The sequence below is a fragment of the Lysobacter sp. cf310 genome, assembly GCF_900114355.1.
Classification (GTDB): Bacteria; Pseudomonadota; Gammaproteobacteria; order Xanthomonadales; family Xanthomonadaceae; genus Lysobacter.
On the sequence record NZ_FOSS01000002.1, the window covers coordinates 447,972 to 472,514 of the forward strand.

General features: G+C 68.5%; 22 protein-coding genes and 1 tRNA gene. 14 read left to right on the forward strand and 9 right to left on the reverse strand.

What is annotated here, in order from left to right; all coding sequences use genetic code 11:
• Positions 1–240 precede the first annotated feature (240 nt).
• From BMZ45_RS08650 to htpX, 4 genes are all read right to left on the reverse strand, one after another.
• Positions 241–543 carry a DUF6958 family protein gene (locus tag BMZ45_RS08650; protein ID WP_091635127.1) on the reverse strand — a complete coding sequence of 101 codons (303 nt, stop codon included), beginning with the start codon at positions 541–543 and terminating at the stop codon, positions 241–243.
• Complete coding sequence (locus tag BMZ45_RS08655) at positions 536–1,072, reverse strand: GFA family protein (protein ID WP_091635130.1); 537 nt, start codon at positions 1,070–1,072, stop codon at positions 536–538. Before BMZ45_RS08655 ends, BMZ45_RS08650 begins: the two co-directional genes overlap by 8 nt.
• Positions 1,069–1,707, reverse strand: a complete 639-nt coding sequence (locus BMZ45_RS08660) for a TetR/AcrR family transcriptional regulator (protein ID WP_091635133.1) — start codon at positions 1,705–1,707, stop codon at positions 1,069–1,071. The genes BMZ45_RS08655 and BMZ45_RS08660 overlap by 4 nt, the downstream gene beginning before the upstream one ends.
• Before the next feature lie 192 nt (positions 1,708–1,899).
• The gene (gene htpX, locus BMZ45_RS08665) at positions 1,900–2,808 is read right to left on the reverse strand and encodes a protease HtpX (protein ID WP_091635135.1); all 909 of its coding nucleotides are present in this window, start codon (positions 2,806–2,808) and stop codon (positions 1,900–1,902) included.
• Between the two features lie 197 nt (positions 2,809–3,005).
• Here htpX and gluQRS point away from each other — a divergent pair, with 197 nt between their 5' ends.
• The 4 genes from gluQRS to phbB (BMZ45_RS08685) all read left to right on the forward strand — a co-directional run bounded on the left by gluQRS (position 3,006) and on the right by phbB (BMZ45_RS08685) (position 6,296).
• A complete protein-coding gene (gluQRS, locus tag BMZ45_RS08670) occupies positions 3,006–3,929 on the forward strand; it encodes a tRNA glutamyl-Q(34) synthetase GluQRS (protein WP_091635138.1) in 924 nt (307 codons plus the stop codon).
• Between the two features lie 43 nt (positions 3,930–3,972).
• A complete protein-coding gene (gene phbB, locus BMZ45_RS08675) occupies positions 3,973–4,713 on the forward strand; it encodes an acetoacetyl-CoA reductase (RefSeq protein WP_091635141.1) in 741 nt (246 codons plus the stop codon).
• A gap of 243 nt (positions 4,714–4,956) precedes the next feature.
• Positions 4,957–5,457: a polyhydroxyalkanoate synthesis repressor PhaR gene (gene phaR, locus BMZ45_RS08680; RefSeq protein ID WP_091635144.1), complete on the forward strand. Its 501-nt coding sequence runs from the start codon at positions 4,957–4,959 to the stop codon at positions 5,455–5,457.
• Between the two features lie 98 nt (positions 5,458–5,555).
• Complete coding sequence (gene phbB, locus BMZ45_RS08685; RefSeq protein WP_091635146.1) at positions 5,556–6,296, forward strand: acetoacetyl-CoA reductase; 741 nt, start codon at positions 5,556–5,558, stop codon at positions 6,294–6,296.
• 798 nt (positions 6,297–7,094) lie between these two features.
• On the opposite strand, the gene BMZ45_RS08690 is transcribed toward phbB (BMZ45_RS08685), so the two are convergent.
• Together BMZ45_RS08690 and BMZ45_RS08695 are read right to left on the reverse strand one after the other, a co-directional pair.
• Positions 7,095–8,027, reverse strand: coding sequence for a M48 family metallopeptidase (locus BMZ45_RS08690; RefSeq protein ID WP_091635148.1), 933 nt, complete (start codon positions 8,025–8,027; stop codon positions 7,095–7,097).
• An 88-nt stretch (positions 8,028–8,115) separates the two neighbouring features.
• On the reverse strand, positions 8,116–9,957 hold the full coding sequence (locus BMZ45_RS08695) for a formylglycine-generating enzyme family protein (RefSeq protein ID WP_091635151.1): 1,842 nt from the start codon (positions 9,955–9,957) through the stop codon (positions 8,116–8,118).
• A gap of 157 nt (positions 9,958–10,114) precedes the next feature.
• On the opposite strand from BMZ45_RS08695, the gene rnd reads away from it, so the two are divergent.
• The gene (rnd, locus tag BMZ45_RS08700; protein WP_091635154.1) at positions 10,115–11,200 is read left to right on the forward strand and encodes a ribonuclease D; all 1,086 of its coding nucleotides are present in this window, start codon (positions 10,115–10,117) and stop codon (positions 11,198–11,200) included.
• Between the two features lie 37 nt (positions 11,201–11,237).
• A tRNA-Ala gene (locus BMZ45_RS08705) sits at positions 11,238–11,313 on the forward strand.
• Between the two features lie 155 nt (positions 11,314–11,468).
• Here BMZ45_RS08705 and BMZ45_RS08710 read toward each other — a convergent pair.
• Positions 11,469–12,170: a glutathione S-transferase family protein gene (locus BMZ45_RS08710; protein ID WP_217643174.1), complete on the reverse strand. Its 702-nt coding sequence runs from the start codon at positions 12,168–12,170 to the stop codon at positions 11,469–11,471.
• A 169-nt stretch (positions 12,171–12,339) separates the two neighbouring features.
• On the opposite strand from BMZ45_RS08710, the gene BMZ45_RS08715 reads away from it, so the two are divergent.
• The 8 genes from BMZ45_RS08715 (at position 12,340) to BMZ45_RS08750 (ending at position 19,995) form a co-directional block, all read left to right on the forward strand.
• Positions 12,340–12,690 carry a DUF2200 domain-containing protein gene (locus BMZ45_RS08715; RefSeq protein WP_091635157.1) on the forward strand — a complete coding sequence of 117 codons (351 nt, stop codon included), beginning with the start codon at positions 12,340–12,342 and terminating at the stop codon, positions 12,688–12,690.
• A 254-nt stretch (positions 12,691–12,944) separates the two neighbouring features.
• Entirely contained in the window at positions 12,945–13,463 is a 519-nt protein-coding gene (locus BMZ45_RS08720; protein WP_217643175.1) for a helix-turn-helix transcriptional regulator, read from the forward strand.
• A gap of 43 nt (positions 13,464–13,506) precedes the next feature.
• A complete protein-coding gene (locus BMZ45_RS08725) occupies positions 13,507–13,917 on the forward strand; it encodes a VOC family protein (protein ID WP_091635160.1) in 411 nt (136 codons plus the stop codon).
• Positions 13,918–14,006: 89 nt separating this feature from the next.
• Positions 14,007–14,225, forward strand: coding sequence for a hypothetical protein (locus BMZ45_RS08730; protein WP_091635163.1), 219 nt, complete (start codon positions 14,007–14,009; stop codon positions 14,223–14,225).
• Between the two features lie 165 nt (positions 14,226–14,390).
• Complete coding sequence (locus tag BMZ45_RS08735) at positions 14,391–14,840, forward strand: iron chaperone (RefSeq protein WP_091635166.1); 450 nt, start codon at positions 14,391–14,393, stop codon at positions 14,838–14,840.
• Positions 14,841–14,844: 4 nt separating this feature from the next.
• On the forward strand, positions 14,845–17,250 hold the full coding sequence (locus BMZ45_RS08740; RefSeq protein ID WP_091635169.1) for an ATP-binding cassette domain-containing protein: 2,406 nt from the start codon (positions 14,845–14,847) through the stop codon (positions 17,248–17,250).
• A 307-nt stretch (positions 17,251–17,557) separates the two neighbouring features.
• Entirely contained in the window at positions 17,558–19,213 is a 1,656-nt protein-coding gene (locus tag BMZ45_RS08745) for a multicopper oxidase family protein (protein ID WP_091635172.1), read from the forward strand.
• Between the two features lie 53 nt (positions 19,214–19,266).
• Positions 19,267–19,995: an FKBP-type peptidyl-prolyl cis-trans isomerase gene (locus BMZ45_RS08750; protein ID WP_175489008.1), complete on the forward strand. Its 729-nt coding sequence runs from the start codon at positions 19,267–19,269 to the stop codon at positions 19,993–19,995.
• Positions 19,996–20,016: 21 nt separating this feature from the next.
• On the opposite strand, the gene BMZ45_RS08755 is transcribed toward BMZ45_RS08750, so the two are convergent.
• Both BMZ45_RS08755 and BMZ45_RS08760 read right to left on the reverse strand, forming a co-directional pair.
• Positions 20,017–21,168, reverse strand: coding sequence for a metallophosphoesterase (locus tag BMZ45_RS08755; protein WP_091635178.1), 1,152 nt, complete (start codon positions 21,166–21,168; stop codon positions 20,017–20,019).
• Positions 21,169–21,281: 113 nt separating this feature from the next.
• Positions 21,282–24,335 carry a TonB-dependent receptor gene (locus BMZ45_RS08760; RefSeq protein WP_175489009.1) on the reverse strand — a complete coding sequence of 1,018 codons (3,054 nt, stop codon included), beginning with the start codon at positions 24,333–24,335 and terminating at the stop codon, positions 21,282–21,284.
• Between the last annotated feature and the right edge of the window lie 208 nt (positions 24,336–24,543).

Consider the following 24,543-nt stretch of genomic DNA (forward strand, 5'->3'; position numbering starts at 1 on the left):
CCCGACAGGCCCATCACCAACGAATCGCGCGAACGGCGCTATATCCGCACACGCCGATTGAACGGGAACCTCAGCCCGATCCCACCCCATACAAATGCCCCCGCTCTTCCTCCCCCTTTAAAAAAGGGGGATCGAGGGGGATTTGCTTTTCCGCGCCACAGCCACCGCAGCCCGACAGGCCCATCACCAACGAATCGCGCGAACGGCGCTATATCCGCACACGCCGATCGGAATAGGACCTCAGCCCGATCCCAACCTATACAAATGCACCGGCTTGATCTCCGCCCGCGCGATCACGCCCTTGGCCTCCAGATCCAGCTGCACCGCCTTCAGCCACCACCCCGCCGTCTTGCCCTGCGGAAACAGCGCCTCCGGCAGCAGCGGCAGCAACGCCTCCTTCGCCTCCGGCACCTTCAGCCCCGGCGCCGCCTTCGGCAGCACCGCCAGCAACGCCTTGCGCATCGCCGTGTATTTGGCGCGATCCACCCGCTCGGTCTTGCCGGGCGTGTTGACGTTCTCGATCTCGACCTTGTCCTCAGGCATCGACTTTCCCTCCCACCTCGATCTTCGGATTGCGCAGCCCCATCGCGACCCAGGCGGCGAACAACTTGGCGTAGAAGCGCACCGTGTGGGTCTTCAGATTGGGGAGGTCGTCCGGCACCCGCGACGCATCGGCCAGATCGCCGACCATCGTGCGCAGCTGCGGCCGCGGCCGCGTCGCCGCCGGCCATAGGTGCGAATACACGCTGAGCCAGTGCGCGCCCTTCATCTCCAGGAACAGCGGCGTGTTGCAGCAGGTCGCGACCACGCGGCGCGAACCGGCGCCGGGGCTGAGGCGGAACTCGGCCAACTGCGCCGCGTCGGCCAGGATGCGGATGCGGTCCTTGCGGTACTCCGCGCTGGGCGTGGCGCGATACGGCGTGAGCATGCTGCTCGCGCCGGGCAGCGTCGCCAGGCGATCGGCGGCCTCGCGGCAGCTGTCGCACAGGCATTCGGACACCAGGATCGGCGCGCCGCTGACTTCCAGACGGGTGCGCCCGCAGGCGCAGGCCAGGCTCGTGGTCTCGTTCATGCCGCTTGCTCCTGCACGACGTGGAACAGATGCCGGATGTACCGGTCCAGATGATCCAGCGCTTCGCGCGCATGCGCGGGATCGTTGCCGGCCTTGGCCAGCACGAAGCCGCCCTGGATCACCGCCTGGGTATGCCGCGCCAGGCTGGCGGCGCTCCAGTCGTGCGCGTCGATGCCGCGATCGCGGCGCGCGCGTTCGATGTCGGCCTCCAGCGTGGCGGTGTGGCCGAAGATGCTGCGGCCGCAGGCGTCGCGGATCTCGGGCGCGCTGCGATGCACCTCCTGCGCCATGGTCCCGACCAGGCAGGTGAACTCGGCCAGGTCGCCGGCGATGATCGCCTTGCGGAACGCGACATAGGCCAGCACGCGGTCCAGTGCATCGGCGGGTTCGTGGTACGGCGCCGCGGCGAAGAAGGCGGTGGTGGTCTCGGCCCAGAACTCGGCCGCGGCGACGCCCAGCGCGTCCTTGCTGCCGAAGTGATGGAAGAACGCGCCCTTGGTCACGCCGGCCGCCGCGCACAGCTCGTCGACCGTCGTAGCCGCATAGCCCTTGGCGCGGATCACGTCGCGTGCCGCCTCCAGGAGTCTGAGTCGTGCGCCGCCGCGCTCGGGCGATTGCTTGGTAGGTCTGGCCATGGCCTAAACATACCAAATAGTCGGTATGTGTCAACCCCTCCCTTCAGCCCCGCCCTGATCCCGCATCCGCCCTCCCCAACAGGAGCGGCGCAAGCCGCGCCCCACCCGCCCACGAATCCCGGACCCGCCCCCAGCCCCAAAGAAAAAGCCCGCCATCCGGCGGGCTTCTTCCTGACTATCGGCAGCGCTGGATTAGCGCGCCACCACCGACCCGCGCACCGTCTCGACCGGCGCATTGCGCAGCGCCGTGATGCGCTCTTCCAGCGGCGGGTGGCTGCGCAGCAGCTTGGACAGGCCGTGGCCGACCGCGCCGCTGATGCCGAACGCCTGCACCTGCTTGGGCAGGGTGCTCTCGCCGTAGGTCTGAGCCAGGCGCTCCAGCGCGCCGATCATCTTGTCGCGACCGGCCAGACGCGCACCGCCGGCGTCGGCGCGGAACTCGCGATAACGCGAGAACCACATCGCGATCATGCTCGCGAACAGGCCGAACACCATGTCCAGCACGAACACGATCACGTAGTAACCCAAGCCCGGGCCGCCGTCGCGGTTGCCGGACAGATAGCCGTCGATCACGCGGCCGACCAGGCGCGCCAGCACGATCACGAAGGTGTTGAGCACGCCCTGGACCAGCGCCATGGTCACCATGTCGCCGTTGGCGACGTGGCTGACCTCGTGGCCCAGCACCGCCTCGGCCTCGTCGCGGCTCATCGAGCGCAACAGGCCGGTGGACACCGCGACCAGCGCGTTGTTGCGGTTGGCGCCGGTGGCGAAGGCGTTGATCTCGGGTGCGTCGTAGATCGCGACCTCGGGCATGCCGATGCCGGCCGCTTCGGCCTGGCGTCGCACCGTGTTCACCAGCCACTGCTCGGCTTCGTTGCGCGGCTGTTCGATCACGTACGCACCGGTGCTGCGCTTGGCCATCCACTTGGACAGCAGCAAGGACACGAACGAGCCGCCGAAGCCGAACAAGGTGGCCATGATCAGCAGCGAGCCGTTGCGCCCGGTGGTGATGCCGAACGACTGCAGCACCGCCAGCACGATGCTCAGCAGGGCAAGGACGGCCAGGTTGGTAGCGAGGAATAGAGCGATGCGTTTGAACATGGTCGTGGGGTGAACCGTACCCGCGCACCGTGCGCGGTCCGGAACAAAATGTGGCAGGCTCCCCGTGAATTCAAGTGAAACCCCGCCCCGCGCGGCTTTGCCCGGCGAGTCGGTTCAAGCAAGCGCCAGGCCTTCGATCGGGCTTGGGCTCGCGACCGCCGCACCACCCCGTCCCAGCACCCGCCGTCCGAACGCCCTTGCCCACGCCCCTGAATTCCAGCTACCGCGGCCGTTTCGCGCCCTCGCCCACCGGCGACCTGCACTTCGGTTCGCTGCTGGCCGCGTTCGGCAGTTGGCTGCTCGCGCGGCATGCGCAGGGCACTTGGCTGGTGCGCATAGAAGACCTCGATCCGCCACGCGAAGTCGCCGGCGCGGCCGAGCGCCAGTTGCGCGCCTTGAGCGCGTTCGGCCTGGAATCCGACGAACCCGTGCTGCGCCAGAGCGAGCGCGGCGAACGCTACCGCCAGGCGCTGGACGATCTGCTCGCGCGCGACCTCGCCTTCCCCTGCCATTGCAGCCGCAGCGACCTGGCCGCGGTCGGCGGCATCCACCGCCGCTGCGTGGCCGCGCCGGAACGCCCCGGGCGTACGCCGGCGATCCGCCTGCGCGTGGCCGACGCCAGCGTGGTCGAGTTCCAGGACCGCATCCGCGGCCTGCAGACGCAGGATGTCGCGCGCGCAGTCGGCGACGTGGTACTGCGCCGCGCCGACGGCTATTGGGCCTACCAACTGGCGGTGGTGGTGGACGATGCCGACCAGGGCATCAGCGACGTCGTACGCGGCGCCGACCTGCTCGATTCGACCCCGCGCCAGATCCTGCTGCAGCGCGCGCTCGGCCTGCCCACGCCGCACTACGCCCATCTGCCGCTGGTGCTGGGCAGCGACGGCCGCAAGCTGTCCAAATCCGACGCCGCGCTGCCGGTCGATCCGCAGCACCCGCTGCCGGCGCTGCGCGCGGCCTGGCAGGCCCTGGGCCAGGCCCCGACGGCCTTGGCGGGCGCGAGCACGGTGCCGCAATTGCTCACCCGCGCACAGGCCGAGTTCGATCCCGGTCGCATCGCGTCCACACCGACCGTTTCGCTCGCCGCGATGCACAACGGCGATTTCATATTTGCTGACTAGAATCGGGTCAGGGCCGCACCGTCGCGGCCGTGGAGAGGAAGACATGCAGTCACGCGTCGCATTGGTCACCGGCGGTACCGGTGGCATCGGCACCTCGATCGTCCAACGCCTGGCCCAGATGGGTCATCGGGTCGCGACCAACTATCGCGACGAGGCCAAAGGACGCGCCTGGCAGGCGCAGATGAAAGGACTCGGCATCGACGTGGCGCTCGCGCAAGGCGACGTGTCCTCCCCCGAACAGGCCGAAGCGCTGGTACGCAACGTCGAAAGCCAGCTCGGCCCGGTCGACATTCTGGTCAACAACGCCGGCATCACCCGCGACTCCACCTTCCACCGCATGACCCCGCAGCAGTGGACCGACGTGATCGGCACCAACCTCAACTCCTGCTTCAACGTCACCCGCCCGGTGATCGAAGGCATGCGCGAGCGCAAGTGGGGCCGGATCGTGCAGATCAGCTCGATCAACGGCCAGAAGGGCCAGTACGGCCAGGCCAACTACGCCGCGGCCAAGGCCGGCATGCACGGCTTCACGATTTCGCTGGCGCAGGAGAACGCGAAGTTCGGCATCACCGTGAACACGGTCTCGCCCGGCTACATCGCCACCGACATGGTGATGGCGGTGCCCGAGGACGTGCGCAACAAGATCGTCGCGCAGATCCCGACCGGCCGCCTCGGCAACCCCGAGGAAATCGCCTACGCGGTGGGCTTCTTCATCCCCGACGAGGCCGGCTGGATCACCGGCGCCAACCTGTCCGCCAACGGCGGCCAGTACATGGGCTGGTAAGTCCCCACGCGCCGCGCCCGCGGGCGCGGCGCATCCCGGCTTGGGCGCCAAGGCGCCCGGCCGGATCGCATCGAGCGCGCCGCCCCGACCCTGCCGTCGCGCAGCCGGCGCCGCCGGCACACCAAATCCACCTACCCCCGTGCCCCGCGGCTCGGCCTGCGGCCAGGGCCCGCCCCTGCCTGTTGCAAGCCCCCTCGGCCTGCGCCATGCTGCAAGGCACCACGATTTTAGAGCCAAAGCTCCATGGCCTCGACCCGAGTCATCAAGAAGTACCCGAACCGCCGTCTGTACGACACCGAGATCTCCAGCTACATCACCATCGAGGACGTCCGCCAGTTGATCGTCGACGGCGAGGAGTTCGAGGTCCGCGATGCCCGTTCGGGCGACGACCTGACCCGCCAGGTGCTGCTGCAGATCATCGCCGAGCACGAACAAGACGGCGAACCGGTGCTCTCGACCCAGTTGCTGAGCCAGATCATCCGCTTCTACGGCGACTCGCTGCAGGGCTTCATGGGCAACTACCTGGAACGCTCGATGCAGGTGTTCCTGGATCAGCAGGCGCAGTTCCGCAACCAGGTCGGCGGCATGCTCGGCCAGACCCCGTGGGCGATGATGAATCAGCTCACCGAGCGCAACCTGACCCTGTGGAAGGAATTCCAGCAGAACCTGTCCGGCAGCGTCGGCCAGAGCCCGGCCTCCGGCGCCGGCACCAAGCCCAAGGGCGACACCAAGCGCGAGCGTTGAGCCGCGTATCGATCACCGACCGCGACGGCTCGCGCGCTTCCGCGCGCGGCGCCGGCGCGTGCGCGTAGCCGGCCCGCGCCGGCGCAGGGGGAACAAGCATGAGCAAACGCATCGCCGTCGTCAGCGGCGGCATCGGCGGTCTCGGCAGCGAGATCTGCAAGACCTTGGCGCGCGCCGGCCGGCGCGTGATCGCGATCGACCTGGCCTCGCGCGAGGAACGCATCGCCGCCTTCCACGACGAAGTGCGCGGCCTGGACGTGCGCTTCGAAGCCGCCAACGTCGCCGACTACGACGACTGCGCGGCCACCGTCGAACGCATCCACCGCGAAGAGGGCGCGATCGACATTCTGGTCAACGCCGCCGGCATCACCCGCGACACCAGCCTGCGCAAGATGGACAAGCGCCAGTGGGACGAGGTCCTGGGCGTGAACCTGGACGGCGTGTTCAACCTGTGCCGTCACGCCGTCGACGGCATGGCCGAGCGCGGCTTCGGCCGCATCGTCAACATCAGCTCGGTCAACGGCCAGACCGGCCAGTTCGGCCAGACCAACTATTCGGCCGCCAAGGCCGGCATGCACGGCTTCACCATGGCGCTGGCGCGCGAAGTCGCACGCAAGGGCGTGACCGTCAATTCGGTCTCCCCCGGCTACTGCGAAACCGCGATGGTGATGGCCGTACCCGAAGACATCCGCGCCAAGATCGTCGACAGCGTCCCGGTCGGCCGCCTAGGCAAGCCCAGCGAAATCGCGCGCACCGTCGAGTTCCTGACCGCCGAAGACGCCGGCTTCATCACCGGCGCCAACATCCCGGTGAACGGCGGCTTGTTCATGAGCTTCTGAGAGCGACGCCCCGCTTCAGTCCTACCGACGTTCGACGTTACCAGCATCACCTTGCAGCTGCGGTTGCGGTTGCGGTTGCAGTTGCGGTTGCAGTTGCGGTTGCCGTTGCCGTTGCCGTTGCCGTTGCCCCGGCATTCAAATCCAAAAGCAACGCACTCACACGACCAACCGTAGACCCGAAGGGCGGCGCGCAGGACGCGCGCCGTTTTTCGATAGGACAAGGATGTCCTATCGAAAAATCCCGGCGCGAGCTCCGCGCTCGCAGGGGAGGTTTGGTCCGGCTAGCCCTTCTCTTTGGTTACTTTTGACCGAAGGGAATCCAGACGGACTCTTGGGCTAGCAAGAGAAAGTGACCCGCATGCGCAGCAGGCGGAAGCCTTTGACCTTCGGTCAGAAAAACAAAAGCAGAGCAACAGCAAATCCTCCCCAACCCTCCTTTTTCAAAGGAGGGAGCCAAAAGCAAAAGGAGGTGACCCGCATGCGCAGCAGGCGGAAGCCTTTGACCTTCGGTCAGAAAAGGCGAAAGCAAAGCAAAAGCGAATCCTCCCCACGCCGCCCGGTTAGTCGCGATGATTCGGATTTGCGCGATGGTGCGGTTGGCCTTCCGCTCACCACACCCTACGACTGGACTGCGGGCGCGCCGACTCGACCAAGCGCATCGCGGCTCACGCCGCTCCCACAGAAAGCGGCGACATCGTAGGTTGCGGTGACAACCGCATCGTCGCGGTGAAGCCGTAGGTTGCGGTGACAACCGCATCGTCGCGCCAACGCGCGCCGACGCGGCGAATCCCCCCCGTCTCACTTCAACGGCGGCTGCCCCGCGCAATACTTCTGGTAATACGCCTCCGCCTGCGGCATCAGCCCCTGCAACACTTGGATGCGATTGGCTGGATCCGGATGCGTGGACGCGAACTCCGGCGGCCGCTGCCCCCCGCCCAACTGCTCCATCCGCTGCCACAGCGGAATCGCCTGCCGCGGGTCGTAGCACGCCGCCGCCGCCAACATCAGACCGACCTGATCGGCCTGCGTCTCGTGATTGCGCCCGTACGGCAGCACGAAACCGTACTGCGCACCGGCGCCCAGCGCGCCCATCACCGCCTGCTGCTGCTGCGGATCCATGCCGCCCAGCGCCACGCCCGCCGCCATCTGCCCCATCTGCACCAACTTCTGCTGCGCCATGCGCTGCGAACCGTGGCGCAACAGCGCATGCGCGATCTCGTGCCCCATCACCACCGCCAGCGCGCTTTCGTTCTCGGCGATCGGCAACAGGCCGGTGTACACCGCCATCTTGCCGCCGGGCAGACAGAACGCGTTGGCTTCCTTGGAATTGATGACCGCCACGTCCCACTTGAAACCCTGGTAGTCGGTGGGCGCCTGCTGCTGATGCTGCGCGGCCAGATCGGCGGTGACCTGCGGCACCCGGTTGATCAGCCGCTGCGCGATCTCGCGCACCTGCTGGCTGACCTGATTGTCGGCCGGCACCAGCGCGCCCTGCTGGCTGGCATCGCCCAGCACCTGCTGGAACGCCTGCGCGCCCAACTCCACTTCCTCGTCGGCGCTGGCGCCGTAGTGGGCTTGCTCGCCGGTGTAGGGATCGGTCTGGGCGCTGCCGAACCAGGACCAGGCCGCGTAGCCCGCGAACAGGATCAGGATCCACCAGCGTATGCCGCCGAAACCGCGGCGCTGGCCGCCCTGGCGCTGTTGCGCGTTACCGAAGGGGTCGATCCGCATCTGTAATCCTCCGCCCTGCCTGGTCGTGCCGCTTGCGCCGGCGTTGCCGGCCCCGAGCGGACGCAAGGCCCGCCTGACGCCCATCGTGTCAGATATCGCGCACCACGCGGAAGCCGATGCGCGCACTGGTGGTATCGGCGTCGCTGCCCTGGCGCCAGGCCGAGCGCGTCTGCGCCGGCGAACTGGCCCAGGAGCCCCCGCGCAGCACCCGCGTGCGGCAGCCCGGATTGACCCAGGCCTCGCCGTTGCGCGGCGCGCGCCGGTAGCTGTCGTGCCAGCAGTCGCCCACCCATTCGCTGACGTTGCCGGCGATGTCGTGCAGGCCGAAGGCGTTGGCGCGGTAGCGCCCCACCGGCGCCGGGCCCCAGGCGTTGTCGCCGTAGCCGGCGAAGGCGTTGTTCCAGCGCCGCCCGGTCGGCGATGCGTCCAGGGCGCCGGTCAGGTTGCCGACCCGGGTCAGCGGCGCGCCCTCGCCCCAGGGATAGGTCTGGGCGCTGCCGGCGCGCAGCATGTATTCGAACTCGGCCTCGCTGGGCAGCCGGTAGTGGTGCCCGGTCTGCTTGGACAGCCAGGCCGCATAGGCCATCGCGTCCTTGGCGCTCACGTGCACCACCGGCAGATCGTCGCCGGCCTTGGCACCGGCGTAGTCCGACTGCCAGTCGACGTTGCCGCGCCGGACCAGGTTGCCGCTGCGCTCGTCGTACGCGGTGGAATAACCGCGCCGGCTGGCGCGCGCGCGGTGCTTGGTCGCGTTCATGAAACGGCGGAACTCGCCGACCGTGATCTCGGTGCGCGACACCGCCAGGCCACGATCGAAACGGATGTTGCGGGTCGGGCGCTCGGCGTCGCTGGAGCCGGCCTCCTCGGCCTCGGCGCCCATGCGGAACGCGCCGTGCGGGATCACCACCATGGTCGGCCCGCGCCCGCCGCTCTGCATGGCCTCGGTGAAGGCCTGGCCGGGGCGGAACAGGCCGTAGTGGGTGGCCAGCTCGATGCGCTCGCGCAGCTCGACCGCGGCCGGATCGCCGGACGGCGCGATCCGCAGCAGATTGGCCAGCAGCACCCGCGCCTCCTCGATCCCGCGCGCGCGCGGCAACGCAGCCAGCCCCAGATCGCGCAAGCGGCCCACGCGCGCGGCTCGCTGGGTGGCGATGCGGCCCTGGGCGTCGGCGGCGGTGCTCATCTTCGGCCGTACCTGTGCGGCCAACGCCAGCCAACGCTCGGCGCCGGCGTAATCGTCGCGGTCGGCCGCGACCTCGGCGCGCCGGATCAGCGCGCTCTCGGCCGCGGCGATGCCCTGGCTGGCGCGCACGTCGCCGGGGCGCAGCTCCAGCGCCTCGCGAAAATAGCCCAACGCCCCGCCCTTGCCGTCCTCGCCGATGCGGCCGGCGTTGAGCTCGCCCTCGCCGAGGCGATTGGCCTCCTGGGCCTGGTCGGCGCGGTCGACGCGCTGCAGATAGGCGCCGACCTTCTTGTTCTCCGGCGCGACCGCGCGCGCCACCGCCGCGGCCTCGTGCGCGCCGCGCAGCTGCAGCGGATCGTCGTCGATCCCGTCCAGGGCCTGATCGCCCTGCACGATCAGCATCGCCAGCGCGCGCTCGAAGCCGGCGGCGACCTTGACGTCGTTGGGCGCGTACTGCAGCAGCGCGTAATACAGCGGAATCGCCGAATCAGCGTCCGCGTACAGCTGGCCAGCCGCCAGCGCGGCGTCGGCGCGGCTCTTGAGCGCCTTGGCGTTGGCGTCGTCCACCGCGATCGCGGGCGGCCGCCAGGCCGGCACCGGCGACACCGCCTGGTCGGCGCTGATGGTCACGATCGGCGTGCGCCCGGCGGCCGGGTTCGGCGTGGCAGGCGTCGACGGCTCGCGCGTACACGCCGCGAGCAGCACCGCCACCGCCACCGCCAAACCTGCCCATGCCTGTGCGCGCAAACGTCCTCCGCAGCCTAATCCATCGATCCTACGGTACCGCTCCGGGCCGGCGCCGACGGCGCGGGCCCGGACCGGGCGAAAGTAGGCTATTGTCGCCCGCCGCGGCAACTTCGTCGCGCCGGCGCCGCCGCACCGTCCCGCACACGTTCAGATCACCATGCCCATTTGGATCTCCCAGCCTGCCGACCTGCAGGAATATTTCGCCTCCCGGCCCGCGCGCATCGGCCTGGACACCGAGTTCATCCGCGAACGCACCTACTGGCCGCAGCTGGCGCTGGTGCAGATCGCGGTCGGCGACGAGATCCTGCTGGTCGACCCGCTCAAGCCTGGCATCGCCGAAGCGCTGGCGCCGATCCTGGCCGACACCACCATCCTCAAGATCATGCACAGCGCCAGCGAAGACCTGGTCGCGTTCATGCATGCCTGCAAGGTCGTGCCCAAGCCGCTGTTCGACACCCAGCAGGCCGCTGCGCTGGCCGGCATCGGCGGCGGCCTGGGCTATCAGAAGCTGGTCGAACAGCTCACCGGCGTGACCCTGGCCAAGGGCGAGACGCGCTCGGACTGGCTGCGCCGCCCGCTGTCGCCCGCGCAGCTGGAATACGCCGCCGACGACGTGCGTCACCTGTTCGCCATGCACGACGCGCTCGACGGCCAGCTCGGCCAGCTCGGCCGCCGCGAGTGGCTGGCCGAAGACGCCCAGCGCACCGTCCACAACGCCGAACACGAAGGCCTGGAACGCTGGCCGCACCTGAGCATGCGCAGCGCCCAGTTCCTCGACCGCAACGCCCAGCGCCGCCTGCTGCGCCTGCTGCGCTGGCGCGACGCCTACGCGCGCGACCACGACCGCCCGCGCAGCTGGATTCTCGACAACGAACTCGCCGTCGCGATCGCGCGCGCCAACCCGGCCGACCGCGACCTGCTGCAAGCGCAGCTCGACGCCCACCCCAAAGCCCCGCGCAAGCTCGGCGACGCGGTCTGGACCGCCTTGAGCACCCCGCTGCCCGACGAAGACCAGGCCCCCGACGCCGCGCTCGGCGAAACCCGCGACAAACAGCGCCTGCGCAAGCTGCAGGACGTGGTCGCCGCGCGCAGCGCCGAACTCGGCCTGCCCGACGGCGTACTCGCCTCGCGGCGCTGGCTGGAGTCCCTGCTCGACCACGGCGACTGGCCCGACGCCCTCTCCGGCTGGCGCCGCGCCGCCCTCGAACCCGGCCTGGCCCCGCTGCTGGCCGCGCAGGACTAGCGCCCTCGCCAGCGGGCCGTTACACTTTTAAGCACGTGGGGCGGTAGCTCAGCTGGGAGAGCGTCGCGTTCGCAATGCGAAGGTCGAGGGTTCGATCCCCTTCCGCTCCACCACTCATCCAGCCTTGGAAGCCTCGGAAAGCCCGCCTTTCCGGGGCTTTCTCGCGTTGGGGCCGCAGGTCGCATCCTGAGCGTTTCGACATCATTGATGCGCAGGCGGCACGACCCGGTGTCTGTTCCTGCGGCCAAGCGCGGGGCTCGTGGCGCGATCAGGCAGGCTGGTAGTCGTCCAGATAGACCGGCGGCAGATCCCGCGCCTGCTGCATCCACTCGTTCACGGACGGTCGCTGCAACAGGCGCGACGCCCACTGTTCGCTCAGGGGGTAGGCGCTCAAATCCGGCCCATGCGCCAGCAAGCGGATGACCGTAGGCACGAAAGCCAGATCGGCCAGCGACAGGTCTCCCGTCAGCCATGGCCCGCCACCGCGCTTAAGAGTGGATTCCCAGGCCGCCGCGATGCGCTCTGTTTGGGCTTGCTCGTCCTCGGTCATCGCACGGCGTTCCGGATAGAACGCGCTTTCGAACGACAGCCGCGCACACAGGCCCGACAGCCCGGAATGTTGCCAGGCCAGCAAAGAGCGTGCGATGGCGCGGATCACGGGATCGGAGGGCAGCAGCCGCCCCCCGGAGCGGTCGTTGGCGTACTCCATGATCGCCAAGGAATCGAAGATCGCGTGGTCGCCGTCGACCAGAACCGGAACAGCGCCGGGAGGCGAGAACGCCTGAATACGCGCAAGGTTCTCGAAGCGCTGAGGCACGCGGATATCGACGATGTGTTCCTCGAAGTCGACCTGCGCTTCCCTGAGTGCAAGCCATGCGCGAAAGGCCCAGCTCGAGGCGTTCCGCGTGCCCGAATACAGAATCCGACTCACCATTTCCTCCAACCTGACGGCTGCGTAATGCAAGGACATGTCACGGCCGCGGAGTGTGGCATACGGAAACGCAGGCGTCAGAGCGCCTGAGGATTGAACCGCATCCTCGGCGAATCGACGCCACCGAAGTCGCTACGCGGTTCGGCTTGACTCGGGCGTAGGCACCGAAGACCTTATGCGTCCAGCCCGAATCCACCGGAGAACGGCCATGCGTCTGGACAAAGTCTTCGCGATCAAGTTTTCGGGCTTGTACCCGCTCTACATCAAGAAGGCCGAATCCAAGGGCCGCTCGAAAGACGAGGTCGACCAGGTCATCTGTTGGTTGGCGGGCTACAGTCCGCAAGGCCTGCAACAGCAGATCGGGTCCGAGAACGACCTGGAGACCTTCTTCGCCCAAGCGCCGAAGTTCAATCCCAATGCCTCGCTCATCAAGGGCGTGGTCTGCGGCATCCGGGTCGAGGATGTCGAGCACCCGCTCATGCAGAAGATCCGCTATCTGGACAAGCTCATCGATGAGCTTGCCAAGGGCAAAGCGCTGGACAAGATTCTGCGCAAGTGACTCGCTCGTGCACTGCGCCGTTTGCAAAACGGGCCGGCGCAACGATCTGGTCGACCTCACATAGCTGGAAAGCGATGCACGAACGCCGTGGTCGCCGGCAGCGTCTCCGCATGTCCTTCAGGACCGGATCATGGCGCCGGCGCTCGACCCCGTGCCCCCACACCGTCCTGCTTTCGAGCTTATCTTTCAGTGCGTTACACTCGTCGCTGTGATTTTTCTGCGTTCCGGAAACCCTTGTTTCATGAGGCCTCGCGATGCCCGGTGACAAGCTCCGATCCCGCAAAGATGGCCCGGTCGGCGAATCCGCTGCCACCGCGGGAGATCGCGACCTCGCACCCGCGAGCAACGCAGCCGTCTCCCCCACCCACCTCCGCGACCTCGCCCGCCTGCGCCGCGTCCGCGATCGCATCGATCGCGAATACGCGCAGCCACTGGACGTGGAAGCGCTCGCGCGCGGGGTGCATATGTCGGGTGGGCATCTGAGTCGGGAGTTTCGCGCGGCGTACGGGGAGTCGCCGTATAGCTATCTGATGACGCGGCGGATCGAGCGGGCGATGGCGTTGCTGCGGGTCGGCGAGATGAGCGTGACCGAGGTCTGTTTCGCGGTCGGGTGTTCGTCGCTGGGGACCTTCAGCACCCGCTTCACCGAGCTGGTGGGGGTGTCGCCCAGCGTGTATCGGCGCGAGGCGGCGGCCGCCACCGAGGGGATGCCGGCGTGCGTGGCCAAACAAGTGACCAGACCGATCAGGAATCGAGAAGCGCCGGGCGACTAGGCGCGGCTAGCATGACGGCTCCTACCCACACCGCAGGACTGCCATGAACCTCAGCATTCACTCCAGCTTTCTCGCCCACACCGATCCGGAGGCCTCGCTGGCCTTCTACCGCGACGCCCTGGGCTTCGAGGTCCGCAAGGACGTGGGCTACCAAGGCTTGCGCTGGATCACGGTAGGCCCGGTCGGGCAGCCCGATACTTCGATCGTGCTGTACCCGCCCAGCGCTACGCCGGGGGTCACCGAGGAGGAGCGGCGCGTCATCGCCGAAATGATGGCCAAGGGCACCTACGCCATGATCATCCTGGCCAGTCCGGACCTGGATGCGACCTTCGACCGCGTGCAGGCCACCGGCGCCGAGGTGATCCACGAGCCGACGGTGCAGCCCTACGGCGTGCGCGACTGCGCGTTCCGCGACCCCGCCGGCAATCACGTCCGCATCAACGAAGTGCGCTGAAGCATTCGCTTTCGATGTTCGCAACCGCCCCGGGGTAACGGCCGGCCGCTCGCCGCATTCTGGGGCGCCCATCGTCAAAGGAGCTCTGCATGAATCAGTGGATACGGCAGTTCCACCGTTGGATGTCGATGATCTTCACGCTGTCCGTGATCGCGACGTTTATCGCCTTGGCGCAGAAGCAGCCGCTGGTCTGGGTGTCCTACGTGCCACTGGCGCCGTTGGCCCTGTTGCTGATCACGGGCGTGTACCTGTTCGCGTTGCCGTACCTGAGCAAGTGGCGCAGGCGCTCCGGCGCCGGCCAGACCTGATCGCAGCGGGCGCGCCCCAGGCCGCGCCCGAACTCCCGGCCGCGCCGCCCGCCCCGCGGGTGGCGCTGGCCTCCCCCGCGCCGCTACCCTGCCCCAGCCCCGCTCCGGCGTTGCCCGGGTACGCGGTCTGTCGGCCCGGCCCCCTATCGCACCAGGAGATGTCCCATGACCGCGAAGAAGAAAGCTGCCGCAAGCACCAGCCCGTCCAAGGCCTTCTCGGCCGAAGAGCGCGCCGCGATGAAGGAGCGCGCCAAGGAATTGAAGGCCGCCGCCAGCAAGGCCGAGAGCGAAAAGGACCTGATCGCCAAGATCGGGGAGATGCCGCCGGCCGATCGCGCCATCGCCAAGAAGCTGCATGCGATCGTCACCGATGTCGCGCCCGACCTGTTCCCCAAGACCTGGTACGGCATGCCCGCCTACGCCAACGACGATGGCAAGATCCTGTGCTTCCTCCAGGCAGCGTCCAAGTTCGGCAGCCGCTATGCGACGTTCGGTTTCAACGACGTCGCCCAGCTCGACGACGGCGAGATGTGGCCCACCGCGTTCGCGCTGAAGTCGCTGGACGCCGCCGAGGAAAAGAAGATCCGCGCGCTGCTGAAGAAGGCGCTGGGCTGAGCCGATGGCCAAGACCACGAAGGCGGCGCCGGCGACGCATGTCGCCGACCGGCGCGATCTGATCCGCGTGCAGGGCGCGCGCGTGAACAACCTCAAGGACATCAGCGTCGAGCTGCCCAAGCGCCGGCTGACAGTGTTCACCGGCGTGTCCGGCTCCGGCAAGAGCTCGCTGGTGTTCGACACCATCGCCGCCGAGTCGCAGCGCCTGATCAACGAGACCTACAGCGCCTTCGTGCAGGGTTTCATGCCGACCCTGGCGCGGCCCGAGGTCGACGTGCTGGACGGCCTGACCACGGCGATCATCGTCGACCAGCAGCGCCTGGGCGCCGACCCGCGCTCCACCGTGGGCACGGCCACCGACGCCAACGCGATGCTGCGCATCCTGTTCAGCCGGCTCGGCAAGCCGCATATCGGTTCGCCCAGCGCCTACGCCTTCAACGTGCCCACCGTGCGCGCCGCGGGCGCGATCACGGTCGAGCGCGGCGCGCGCACCAAGACCGTCAAGGAAAGCTTCAACCGCCTCGGCGGCATGTGCCCGCGCTGCGAGGGCCGCGGTGCGGTCACCGACATCGACCTGAGCCAGCTCTACGACGACAGCAAGTCGCTCAACGAAGGCGCGCTGCGCATCCCCGGCTACAGCATGGAAGGCTGGTACGGCCGCATCTTCCGCGGCAGCGGCTATTTCGATCCCGACAAGCCGATCAAGAAGTACAGCAAGAAGGAATTGAACGACCTGCTGCACAAGGAACCGACCAAGATCAAGGTCGACGGCATCAACCTGACCTATGCGGGCCTGATCCCGACCATCCAGAAGTCGTTCCTGTCCAAGGACGTGGATGCGATGCAGCCGCACATCCGCGCCTTCGTCGAGCGCGCGATGACCTTCACCCCCTGCCCCGACTGCGACGGCACCCGCCTCAGCGAGGCCGCGCGCTCGTCCAAGATCAAGAAGCTCAGCATCGCCGACGCCTGCGCGATGCAGATCAGCGACCTGGCCGAATGGGTGAGCGGGCTCGACGAGCCCTCGGTCGCGCCCCTGCTGGCGGCGCTGCGCCATAGCCTGGATTCGTTCGTCGAGATCGGCCTGGGCTATCTCTCGCTGGACCGCCCCGCCGGCACGCTGTCGGGCGGCGAGGCGCAGCGCGTCAAGATGATCCGTCATCTGGGTTCCGCGCTCACCGACGTGACCTACGTGTTCGACGAGCCGACCATCGGCCTGCATCCGCACGACATTCAGCGCATGAACGAGTTGCTGCTGCGCCTGCGCGACAAGGGCAATACGGTGCTGGTGGTGGAGCACAAGCCCGAGGCGATCGCGATCGCCGACCACATCGTCGACCTGGGCCCTGGCGCCGGTGCGGCCGGCGGCGAGGTGGTGTACGAAGGCACGCTGGAAGGCCTGCGCGCCAGCGGCACCCTGACCGGGCGCCACCTGGACGATCGCGCCGCGTTGAAGACCTCGCTGCGCACGCCGTCCGGCGCGCTCAAGGTGCGCGGCGCCAAGACCCACAACCTGCGCAACGTCGATGTCGACATTCCGCTGGGGGTGCTGACGGTGCTGACCGGCGTGGCCGGCTCGGGCAAGAGTTCGCTGATCCAGGGTTCGGTGGCGAACCGCGAAGGCGTGGTCACCATCGACCAGGGCGCGATCCGCGGCTCGCGGCGCAGCAACCCGGCCACCTACACCGATCTGCTGGAACCGATCCGCAAGGCCTTCGCCAAGGCTAACAACGTCAAGCCCGCGCTATTCAGCGCCAACTCCGAGGGCGCCTGCCCGAACTGCAACGGCGCCGGCGTGATCTACACCGACCTGGGCATGATGGCGGGCGTGGCCAGCACCTGCGAGGAATGCGAGGGCAAGCGCTTCGACGCCTCGGTGCTGAAATACCGCTTCGGCGGCCGCGACATCAGCCAAGTGCTGGCGATGTCGGTGACCGAAGCGCAGGCCTTCTTCGGGGCCGGCAAGGCGCATACGCCGGCGGCCCAGGTCATCCTCGACCGGCTGGCCGATGTCGGGCTGGGCTACATCAGCCTGGGCCAGCCGTTGACCACTTTGTCGGGCGGCGAGCGCCAACGCCTCAAGCTGGCCACGCACCTGGGCGAGAAGGGCGAGGTCTACGTGCTGGACGAGCCGACCACCGGCCTGCACTTGGCCGATGTGGCGCAGTTGCTGGGCCTGCTCGACCGCCTGGTCGAATCCGGCAAGTCGGTGATCGTGATCGAACATCACCAGGCGGTGATGGCGCATGCGGACTGGATCATCGACCTGGGCCCCGGTGCGGGACACGACGGCGGCCAGGTGGTGTTCGAAGGCACGCCCGCCGAGCTCATCAAGGCCGGTTCCACGCTCACCGGCCAGCACCTGGCGACCTACGTGGGCGCACGCGGCAGGGTCACGCGCAAGGGCTGATCGCCGCGCGCGTCCGTATCGCATTCGCCCCCGGCAGCCGACGGCTCCGGGGCAGAGCGCAGCCGCAGTCGCGCAGCGCAACGTGGCGCCGGGAATCGGGCAGACGCAGCGGCGTGCGATTTCCTCAGCTCGAACCCTACGTCGAAACCGCCGCGCGGTAACCGTCGCCACGCATAGTCCTTATGCGGTTTCATGACAGCGGCCGCACGCGCGAATGTGGGATACAACGCGGCTTTATGCCCGGGATTCCGTGACAGAATCCGGCGGCTTGGGGAGCCGCGAGCGCGCGGCGTGAGGGCAAGGCCGCATGACTGACACCACGCGTCGTCGCCTGTTCGTCGGCTTGGCCGCCACGGCCGCCGTGGTGGCCGCGACGCCCTGGCTGTTCCAGCGTCGGCGCGAGCACGACCACGCCATGAACCCGACGGCGCCGGAATCGCATACGGGCCCCGGCCTGCCCAACGCGCAACCGTTCCAGACACCGCTGCGCCTGCCCGGCCGCGAAGGCCTGTTCGCGGAAGTCGCCTTGTCCGCGCCGCTGGCCTTGAGCGCGCGCGCGGCGTCGTTCCCGATCTTCGCCGGCAAGCCGACGCCGGTCTGGCACTACGCCGGCAGCGTCGAGGGGCGCGCCGTCGCCAATCCCCTGTTGCGCGCCGCTCAGGGCGACCGCGTCGAAGTCGCGCTCGCCAACGAGCTGGCCGAAGCCACCACTATCCACTGGCACGGCCTGAGCATCGACGAAGCCAACGACGGCAGCGGCCTGCATCCGGTCGCGGCCGGCGCACGCAGAACGTACCGCTACACGATCGACAACCGCGCCGGCCTGTACTGGTATCACGCGCATCCGCACGAGCGCACCGGCCTGCAGCTGCAGCGCGGCCTGGCCGGCCTGCTGCGGGTCGAGGACGCGGAGGATCGCGCCCTGGGCGAACGCCTGGGCCTGCGCTGGGGCGAGCGCGACCTGCCCTTGTTCATCGCCGACAAGCAGGTCGACGCCGACAACGCCATCGTCTATCGCATCGGCGCCGACGACTGGATCGGCAATCGCGTGCTGGTGAACTGGACGCCCGAGCCCTTCCTGGAAGTGCTGCCCGCGCTGTACCGCCTGCGCCTGGTCAACGGCTGCAATGCGCGCATGCTGCGGATCGCGTTCGACCATCAGGGCCAGACGCTGCCGTTCCGACTGATCGGCACCGACGGCGGCTTGCTGGCGCAGGCCTGGAACATGGACGACGTGTTCCTGGCGCCGGCGCAGCGCATCGACGTCCTGGTCGACTTCGGCGCCTTGCCGGCCGGCGCGCGCGTGCTGCTGCGCAGCCTGGAATACGTGGCGATGGAGAACGAAGACGAATCCGGCGCGTTCGCGCCCGACCCCATGGGCGACCATCCGGGCGCGGCGCCGATGGGCGATGCGCTGGACCTGATGCAGTTCTGCGTGGCCGCGTGCAGCGACGGCCAGCGCCGCCAGGCCAAGGTGGCGTCGGCCAATGTGCCGGCCGCGCTGAGCGCGCTGCCCGCGCCGCCGGACACCGCGGGCTGGCCGGTGCGGCCGATCCGTTTGCGCATGGACAGCGACGGCACCTGGTTCATCAACGACTGGAACTACCACCAGGTCGGCCACGCGCCGGTCTTCAACGTCAAGCGCGGCAGTCGCGAGGTCTGGGAAATCCGCAACAACATGACCAGCATGCCGCACCCGATCCATCTGCACGGATTCCAGTTCCGCGTGGTCTCGCGCAGCATCAGCCCGCCCGACGTGCGCAGCCGCAAAGTCGCGCCGCAGGGCCTGGGGCCGCAGGACCTGGGACTGAGCGACACCGTCGTGGTCTGGCCCGGCGAGATCGTACGCATCGCGATCGACTTCTCGCAGCCCTACTCCGGCACCCAGCGCTACATGCTCCATTGCCACAATCTGGAACACGAGGACATGGGCATGATGGTGAGCTTCGCCGTCGAGGATTGACGCGAAGCCGCGCACCGCCCATGCGACGTCCCCACTCCGTAGAGAGCCCCACCATGAATCGTGCCGCCCACGTCTGCCTGCTCGCCTTGCTGCCCATCGCGCTGAGCGCCTGCCAGCCCAAAGGCGGCGATACGGCCGCGTCGCCGGACGCAGCGCCGCTGCGCCTGGACGACGCCCGCGCCAGGACCAGCTACATGGTCGGCCTGGACCTGGCCAAGCAGGTCGCGCCGGTGCGCGACGAGGTCGATATCGAGACCGTGGTGGCCGCCTTGCGCGCCGCTCATGCCGGCCGGAAGCCGCAGCTGGACGAGGCCCAGATCGCGCAGATCCGCAAGGATTTCGTGCGCCAGCTGCAGGACAAGCGCAAGGCCGAGCAAGCGGTGCTGGCCAAGAAGAACCTCGAACGCGGCCGCGAATTCCTGGCCGAGAACGGCGCCAAGCCCGGCATCGTCAAGACCGCATCGGGCCTGCAGTATCAAATCGTACGCGATGCGAAGGGCGCCAAGCCGGACGCCGCGTCGACGGTACGGGTGAACTACATCGGCGCGGTGCTGGACGGCAAGGAATTCGAGAACACCTACGCGATCGATCACCCGTCCGAGTTTCCGCTCAGCCAGATCATGCCCGGCCTGCGCGAGGGCCTGATGCTGATGCCCACCGGCAGCAAGTACCGGTTCTGGATCCCGGCCGCGCAGGGCTACGGCGAAGTCGGCGTGCCCGGCCAGGTCGAGCCGAACGCGACCCTGGTGTTCGACGTCGAACTGCTGGAGATCGCCGGCTGAGGCGCGCGCCGTCGCGAGCGCTCAATCCTCGGCGCTTGCGGGCTCGGTGAGCGGCAGGCGCCTGCCGTCCAGGGTGCCGCGGCTCAAGCGCCCGTTCTCCACGATCAGCAGCTCGCCGGACTCGCCGTTCTTGATGCTGCTGTCGACCGAGATCACCGCGCCGTCGAAATACAGGCCGACCGTCTTCATCGAGGTGTGGCCGACCACGATGCGCTTGACGCCGCTGCGGCGCAGGATCGCGTCCACGCGCGCCTGATCCAGCTGCGGGTCCTTGAAGTAGCCGCGGTACCAGATCGGGCTGGTCTTGCCGTTGTAGAGCCCGCTCAGCACCGGATCCTGCGACCACACCGCCTTGGGCGTGCCCAGCGAGGCGCGGTAGCGCGCATTGGCGTCGTTGCGATCCAGGCCCAGCGCCAGGTATTCCTCGGCGATGCCGCCGTGCACGAACAGCAGGTCGTCGATCTGCGCCATCACCGGCTTGCTGCGCAGCCAGCGCCCCAGCACGGTATCGGGGCCGTAGAGTTCCGGATAGGGCTTGCCGAGCAACGCCGCGTTGGTCTTGTAACCGTCGTTGACGTAGCGCAGGTCGTTGGCCAGCACCATGATCTCGTGGTTGCCCAGCAGCAGATGCACGCCGCCGCCGGCCTTGCGCGCCTGACGCTCCAGCTCGTAGATCAGCCACAGCGCCTGGTTCACCTGCGGGCCGCGGTCGAACACGTCGCCGACGATGACCAGATGCCCCTTGCCGTAGCGCCACTCGTGGTATTGGTCGATGACGCCGTTGGCGCGCAACAGCTGCACCATGATCCCGTACTGGCCGTGCACGTCGGACAGGGCCGCGATCCGCGACACGCCTTTAACCGGCGCGCCCGCGTCGGGCGTTGCCGGCGCCGAGACCTCGATCGCGCGCGGATAGCCGCATTCGGGCTTCACCTCGACCGGCCAGCGCGGGGCCGGGATCTTGCGCTCGACGAGCTTGCCGCCGCAGACCCAGCGCGCCGACACCTGGCCCGGCTCGTAGCTCAGATAGGGGCCGTCGTCCAACGCCGGCGCCGGCACCTCGACCTTGGTATCGGCGGGACGCGCCTGGCCGTCGCCGGCCTGCGCCTGCACGGCGCCCACGCAGGCCAGGCACGCGACCAAGGCCAGCATTCGTTGCGACAGCTTGCTCATGCTTCGTCTTCCCGATTCGCCCGCTACGACCGCGCCCGTCGCCGAGGCGGCGCGCCATCCGATCCAAAGCGCATGGGGCCCGGCGCACCGGGCCCCATCGCCAGCTTACGACCTTACTTGAACTGGTACTCGAACTGCAGCGCCAGCTCGCGCCCGATCGGACTGTAGACGTCGTAGAAGTACGGGAAGCTGTTGTTGGTCTCGTCTTCCGGGTGCAGGTTGTTGAACAGATTGTTGACGTAGAACTTGATCGCGGCCTGGTCGGTGATCTGCTTGCCGACGTTGGCGTTCCAGATGAAGTGCACGCCGGTGCGGCCCACCCCGCCCGCCTTGGGCAGGCTGCCGTAGCGGGTCATGAACAGGCTGGACGACCAGTCGCCACGACGCCAGCTGGCGCCCGCGCGCACGCGGCTGCGGAAATCCAGATTGGTCGGATCGTCGCGCCAGTCGCGGTCGACGCCGTCGGTGGCGAACACCTGCTGCTCGGACTTGAGGGTGTGCGACCAGTTCAGATCGAAGCGGTAGTCGCCGAACCGATCGGTCTTGAGCCGCCAGTTGATGCCGGCGTCGATGCCGGAGACGCGGCGGTAAGACTGGTTGATCGGCGCCGAGCGGACCTCCACCACCCGGTCGATGGCTTCGTTGCCTTCCGGACGGCGCGTGACCAGCGCGGTGACCGCCTGGCAGTAGCCCGAGCCCGGTGCGAACTGGAACGGCTGGCCATTGAGCATCTTGCCGGTGCGGCAGCCCGCCTCGCCGGCCAGGATGCTGCCTACGCTGAGGCGTTCGATCGCGCCGTTGAGTTCGATGTTCCAGTAGTCGGTGGTGATCGACACGCCGTCGGCCACGTCCCAGACCACGCCCGCGCTCCAGGACTTGCCGGTCTCTTCCTCGAGATTCGGATCGCCCTCGCTGAGGCTGAACATGTTGTAGCTGTAGCCGGAGCAACCGGGATTGGCGCCGGCAGCGATACAACGCCACACATCGGTGTTGCTGCCGAAGCTGCCGCTGCCCTCGCTGAACACCCAATGCAGATCGGGCGCCTTGAAGCTGGTGGCGTAGGCGCCGCGCAGCAGCAGGGACTCGGTCGGGCGCCATTCCAGGCCGACGTTCCAGGTGCGCGCATCGTCGACGGCGGTGATGTCGTCGTATTTGTCGAAGCGACCGGCCAGGCTGGCCTTGATGGTCTGGGTGATCGGCACGCTGAACTCGATGCCGGCGGCGTAACGGTCGCGTTCGCCGCCGCCGTTGGTGCCGGTGAGGTTGTACAGCTGGACCACGCCCGGCTGCACGCGCGGATCGCTGGACAGGTCGTAGCCCTGCGAGCTGGCCTCGACCACGCCGGCCACGCCGACCGGACCGGCCGGCAGCTCGAACAGATCGCCGGTGACCACGAAGCTGGCGGTGTTGACCCAGGACTCGGCCTCGTAGCGCGCCAGCGTCGAGATCGAGGCGTATTCCTCCGGCGTCATGGGCCGGTACCAACGGTCCAGATTCAGCCGATGGATCGGCACACCGTTGGGGCGCGTGCCCAGTTGCGGACCGAAGAAGTAGTCGTTGACCAGATTGCCGACCAGGCGCCTGCGCGTGCGTTCGAAGTAGTAGTCGGCGCGGCTCAGGGTGAGGTCCCAATCCCAGCGCTGCGCGAAGCTGCCGCGCAGGCCCACCGCCACGTCCAGCGAACGCTCGTAGTAGTGCTGGTTCATGTTCTCGACGCCGCCCAGATCGACTGGCGTGAGCAGGCGATTGGGCGCGATCACGCTGTTGAACTGCGGGTCGTAGAAGTCGCCGCGGCGGCCGACGCCGTCGGTGTGCGGGCCGGTGATGCTTTCGAAACCGCCCAGGGATTCGACCTTGGAGCGCCAGGCCTGCACCGAGGCCCAGCCCTGCAGGCCGTCGCTGAAGTCCCAGGTGCCGAACACGTAGCCGGCCAGTTCGTCCTTGCCCTTGCTCAGGTGCTGGTAACGCGCGTCGTTCCAGGTGCCGCAGCCGTCGCCCAGGGTCTGGACGTTGTTGGAGCTGATGCGCTTGTAGGTATGGCGCACGAACTCGCCGCCCCAGCGCTCGCAGGTGCCGGCCGGCGGCGCGATCAGCGGGCTGGAACTGCTGGTGCTGCCGCGGCGGATGCGCAGGCCCGCATCGGGCTGCACGCCCAGGCGCGGATCGACGACCGGATTCTTGCGCAGGTCCCAGTCGTCGCGCTGGAAGCCGTACAGCAGTTCCTGGTTGTAGTACTGGAAGGCATAGGTCAGGCCCCAGTTCTCGCCGGTGCGGCCGCCCGTCCATTGCAGATCGACGCGGTCGCGTCCGCCCATCGAGCTGGTGCCGGCGCGCAGCTTGAGCTCATCGCCCTGATAGTCGCGCTTGAGCACCACGTTGACCACGCCGGACACCGCATCGGCGCCGTAGATCGCCGAGGCGCCGCCGGCCAGGATCTCGATGCGATCGACCGCGCCCGAGGGGATGTTGCCGAAGTTCTGGAAGTTGCTGCGGCCTTCGTACGGAAAGGGATAGTCGGCGGCGCGGCGGCCGTCGATCAGCAGCAGCGAGCGGCCCGGGCCGAGGCCGCGCAGGTTGAGCGGATGGGCGTTGGCGGAGAAACCGCCGGAGAGTTCGGTCTCGACCGCGCCGTTGGCCATGACCAGCGTTTCCAATGCCTCGAACACGGTGGCGTGGCCCTCGCGTTCGAGCTGCTCGGCGCTGATCACGGTGATCGGCGACGGCCCTTCGATCTCGGCGCGCTTGATGCGCGAGCCGGTGACCTGGACGGTGGCCAGTTCGGTCGGGTCGGGTTCGGCGGCGGCCGCTTTGGCCTTGGGCGGCGGCGCGGTCGGCGTCTGGCGCGGACGCGGCGTGGCCGGCGCGGCGACGATGGTGATCACGCCGCTGCGGGTGACCCGGTAGCTCAAGCCGCTGCCCGCGAGCAGACGCTCCAGCGCCTGCGTGAGCGTGTAGCGACCGGACAAGGCCGGCGCGGTGCGATTGCGCACCAGCTCCGGCGGCACCAGCATCTGCGCGTCCCCCGACGCGGCCAGCTGGTTCAAGGCCGCACCCAGCGGCTGCGCTGGCAGTGCGTAGTCGTGCGCGGCGCCCTGCGTCTGCGCCTGCGCGGCATGCGCACCGATGCAGGCCGACAAGCCGAGCGCGACGCTCAGCGCGACCGTCAACGGATGCCGCGTGCGCCACGGCTTCGCTCCCCTCGAAACTGTTCCCATTGAAACCTTCCCCCGGCTGACGATGGAGCCGTCCCTGACTTGAGTATTTCCACTCCCTTGACCGATGCAGACGCAGCCCCGCAGCGATCCCTCAGCTGGCCCCATCGCACTTGCCGTCGCGCCCGCCATCACTTAGCGTGCGTCCACCTGGCGCAGGCGG

What these genes read in the sequence shown, in the direction of transcription:
- BMZ45_RS08650 (WP_091635127.1), bottom strand. Translation starts at nt 543, where the DNA reads ATGCCTGAGGACAAGGTCGAGATCGAGAACGTCAACACGCCCGGCAAG.
- BMZ45_RS08655 (WP_091635130.1), bottom strand. Translation starts at nt 1,072, where the DNA reads ATGAACGAGACCACGAGCCTGGCCTGCGCCTGCGGGCGCACCCGTCTG.
- BMZ45_RS08660 (WP_091635133.1), bottom strand. Translation starts at nt 1,707, where the DNA reads ATGGCCAGACCTACCAAGCAATCGCCCGAGCGCGGCGGCGCACGACTC.
- htpX (WP_091635135.1), bottom strand. Translation starts at nt 2,808, where the DNA reads ATGTTCAAACGCATCGCTCTATTCCTCGCTACCAACCTGGCCGTCCTT.
- phbB (WP_091635141.1), top strand. Translation starts at nt 3,973, where the DNA reads ATGCAGTCACGCGTCGCATTGGTCACCGGCGGTACCGGTGGCATCGGC.
- phaR (WP_091635144.1), top strand. Translation starts at nt 4,957, where the DNA reads ATGGCCTCGACCCGAGTCATCAAGAAGTACCCGAACCGCCGTCTGTAC.
- phbB (WP_091635146.1), top strand. Translation starts at nt 5,556, where the DNA reads ATGAGCAAACGCATCGCCGTCGTCAGCGGCGGCATCGGCGGTCTCGGC.
- BMZ45_RS08690 (WP_091635148.1), bottom strand. Translation starts at nt 8,027, where the DNA reads ATGCGGATCGACCCCTTCGGTAACGCGCAACAGCGCCAGGGCGGCCAG.
- rnd (WP_091635154.1), top strand. Translation starts at nt 10,115, where the DNA reads ATGCCCATTTGGATCTCCCAGCCTGCCGACCTGCAGGAATATTTCGCC.
- BMZ45_RS08710 (WP_217643174.1), bottom strand. Translation starts at nt 12,170, where the DNA reads ATGTCCTTGCATTACGCAGCCGTCAGGTTGGAGGAAATGGTGAGTCGG.
- BMZ45_RS08715 (WP_091635157.1), top strand. Translation starts at nt 12,340, where the DNA reads ATGCGTCTGGACAAAGTCTTCGCGATCAAGTTTTCGGGCTTGTACCCG.
- BMZ45_RS08720 (WP_217643175.1), top strand. Translation starts at nt 12,945, where the DNA reads ATGCCCGGTGACAAGCTCCGATCCCGCAAAGATGGCCCGGTCGGCGAA.
- BMZ45_RS08725 (WP_091635160.1), top strand. Translation starts at nt 13,507, where the DNA reads ATGAACCTCAGCATTCACTCCAGCTTTCTCGCCCACACCGATCCGGAG.
- BMZ45_RS08730 (WP_091635163.1), top strand. Translation starts at nt 14,007, where the DNA reads ATGAATCAGTGGATACGGCAGTTCCACCGTTGGATGTCGATGATCTTC.
- BMZ45_RS08735 (WP_091635166.1), top strand. Translation starts at nt 14,391, where the DNA reads ATGACCGCGAAGAAGAAAGCTGCCGCAAGCACCAGCCCGTCCAAGGCC.
- BMZ45_RS08740 (WP_091635169.1), top strand. Translation starts at nt 14,845, where the DNA reads ATGGCCAAGACCACGAAGGCGGCGCCGGCGACGCATGTCGCCGACCGG.
- BMZ45_RS08745 (WP_091635172.1), top strand. Translation starts at nt 17,558, where the DNA reads ATGACTGACACCACGCGTCGTCGCCTGTTCGTCGGCTTGGCCGCCACG.
- BMZ45_RS08750 (WP_175489008.1), top strand. Translation starts at nt 19,267, where the DNA reads ATGAATCGTGCCGCCCACGTCTGCCTGCTCGCCTTGCTGCCCATCGCG.
- BMZ45_RS08755 (WP_091635178.1), bottom strand. Translation starts at nt 21,168, where the DNA reads ATGAGCAAGCTGTCGCAACGAATGCTGGCCTTGGTCGCGTGCCTGGCC.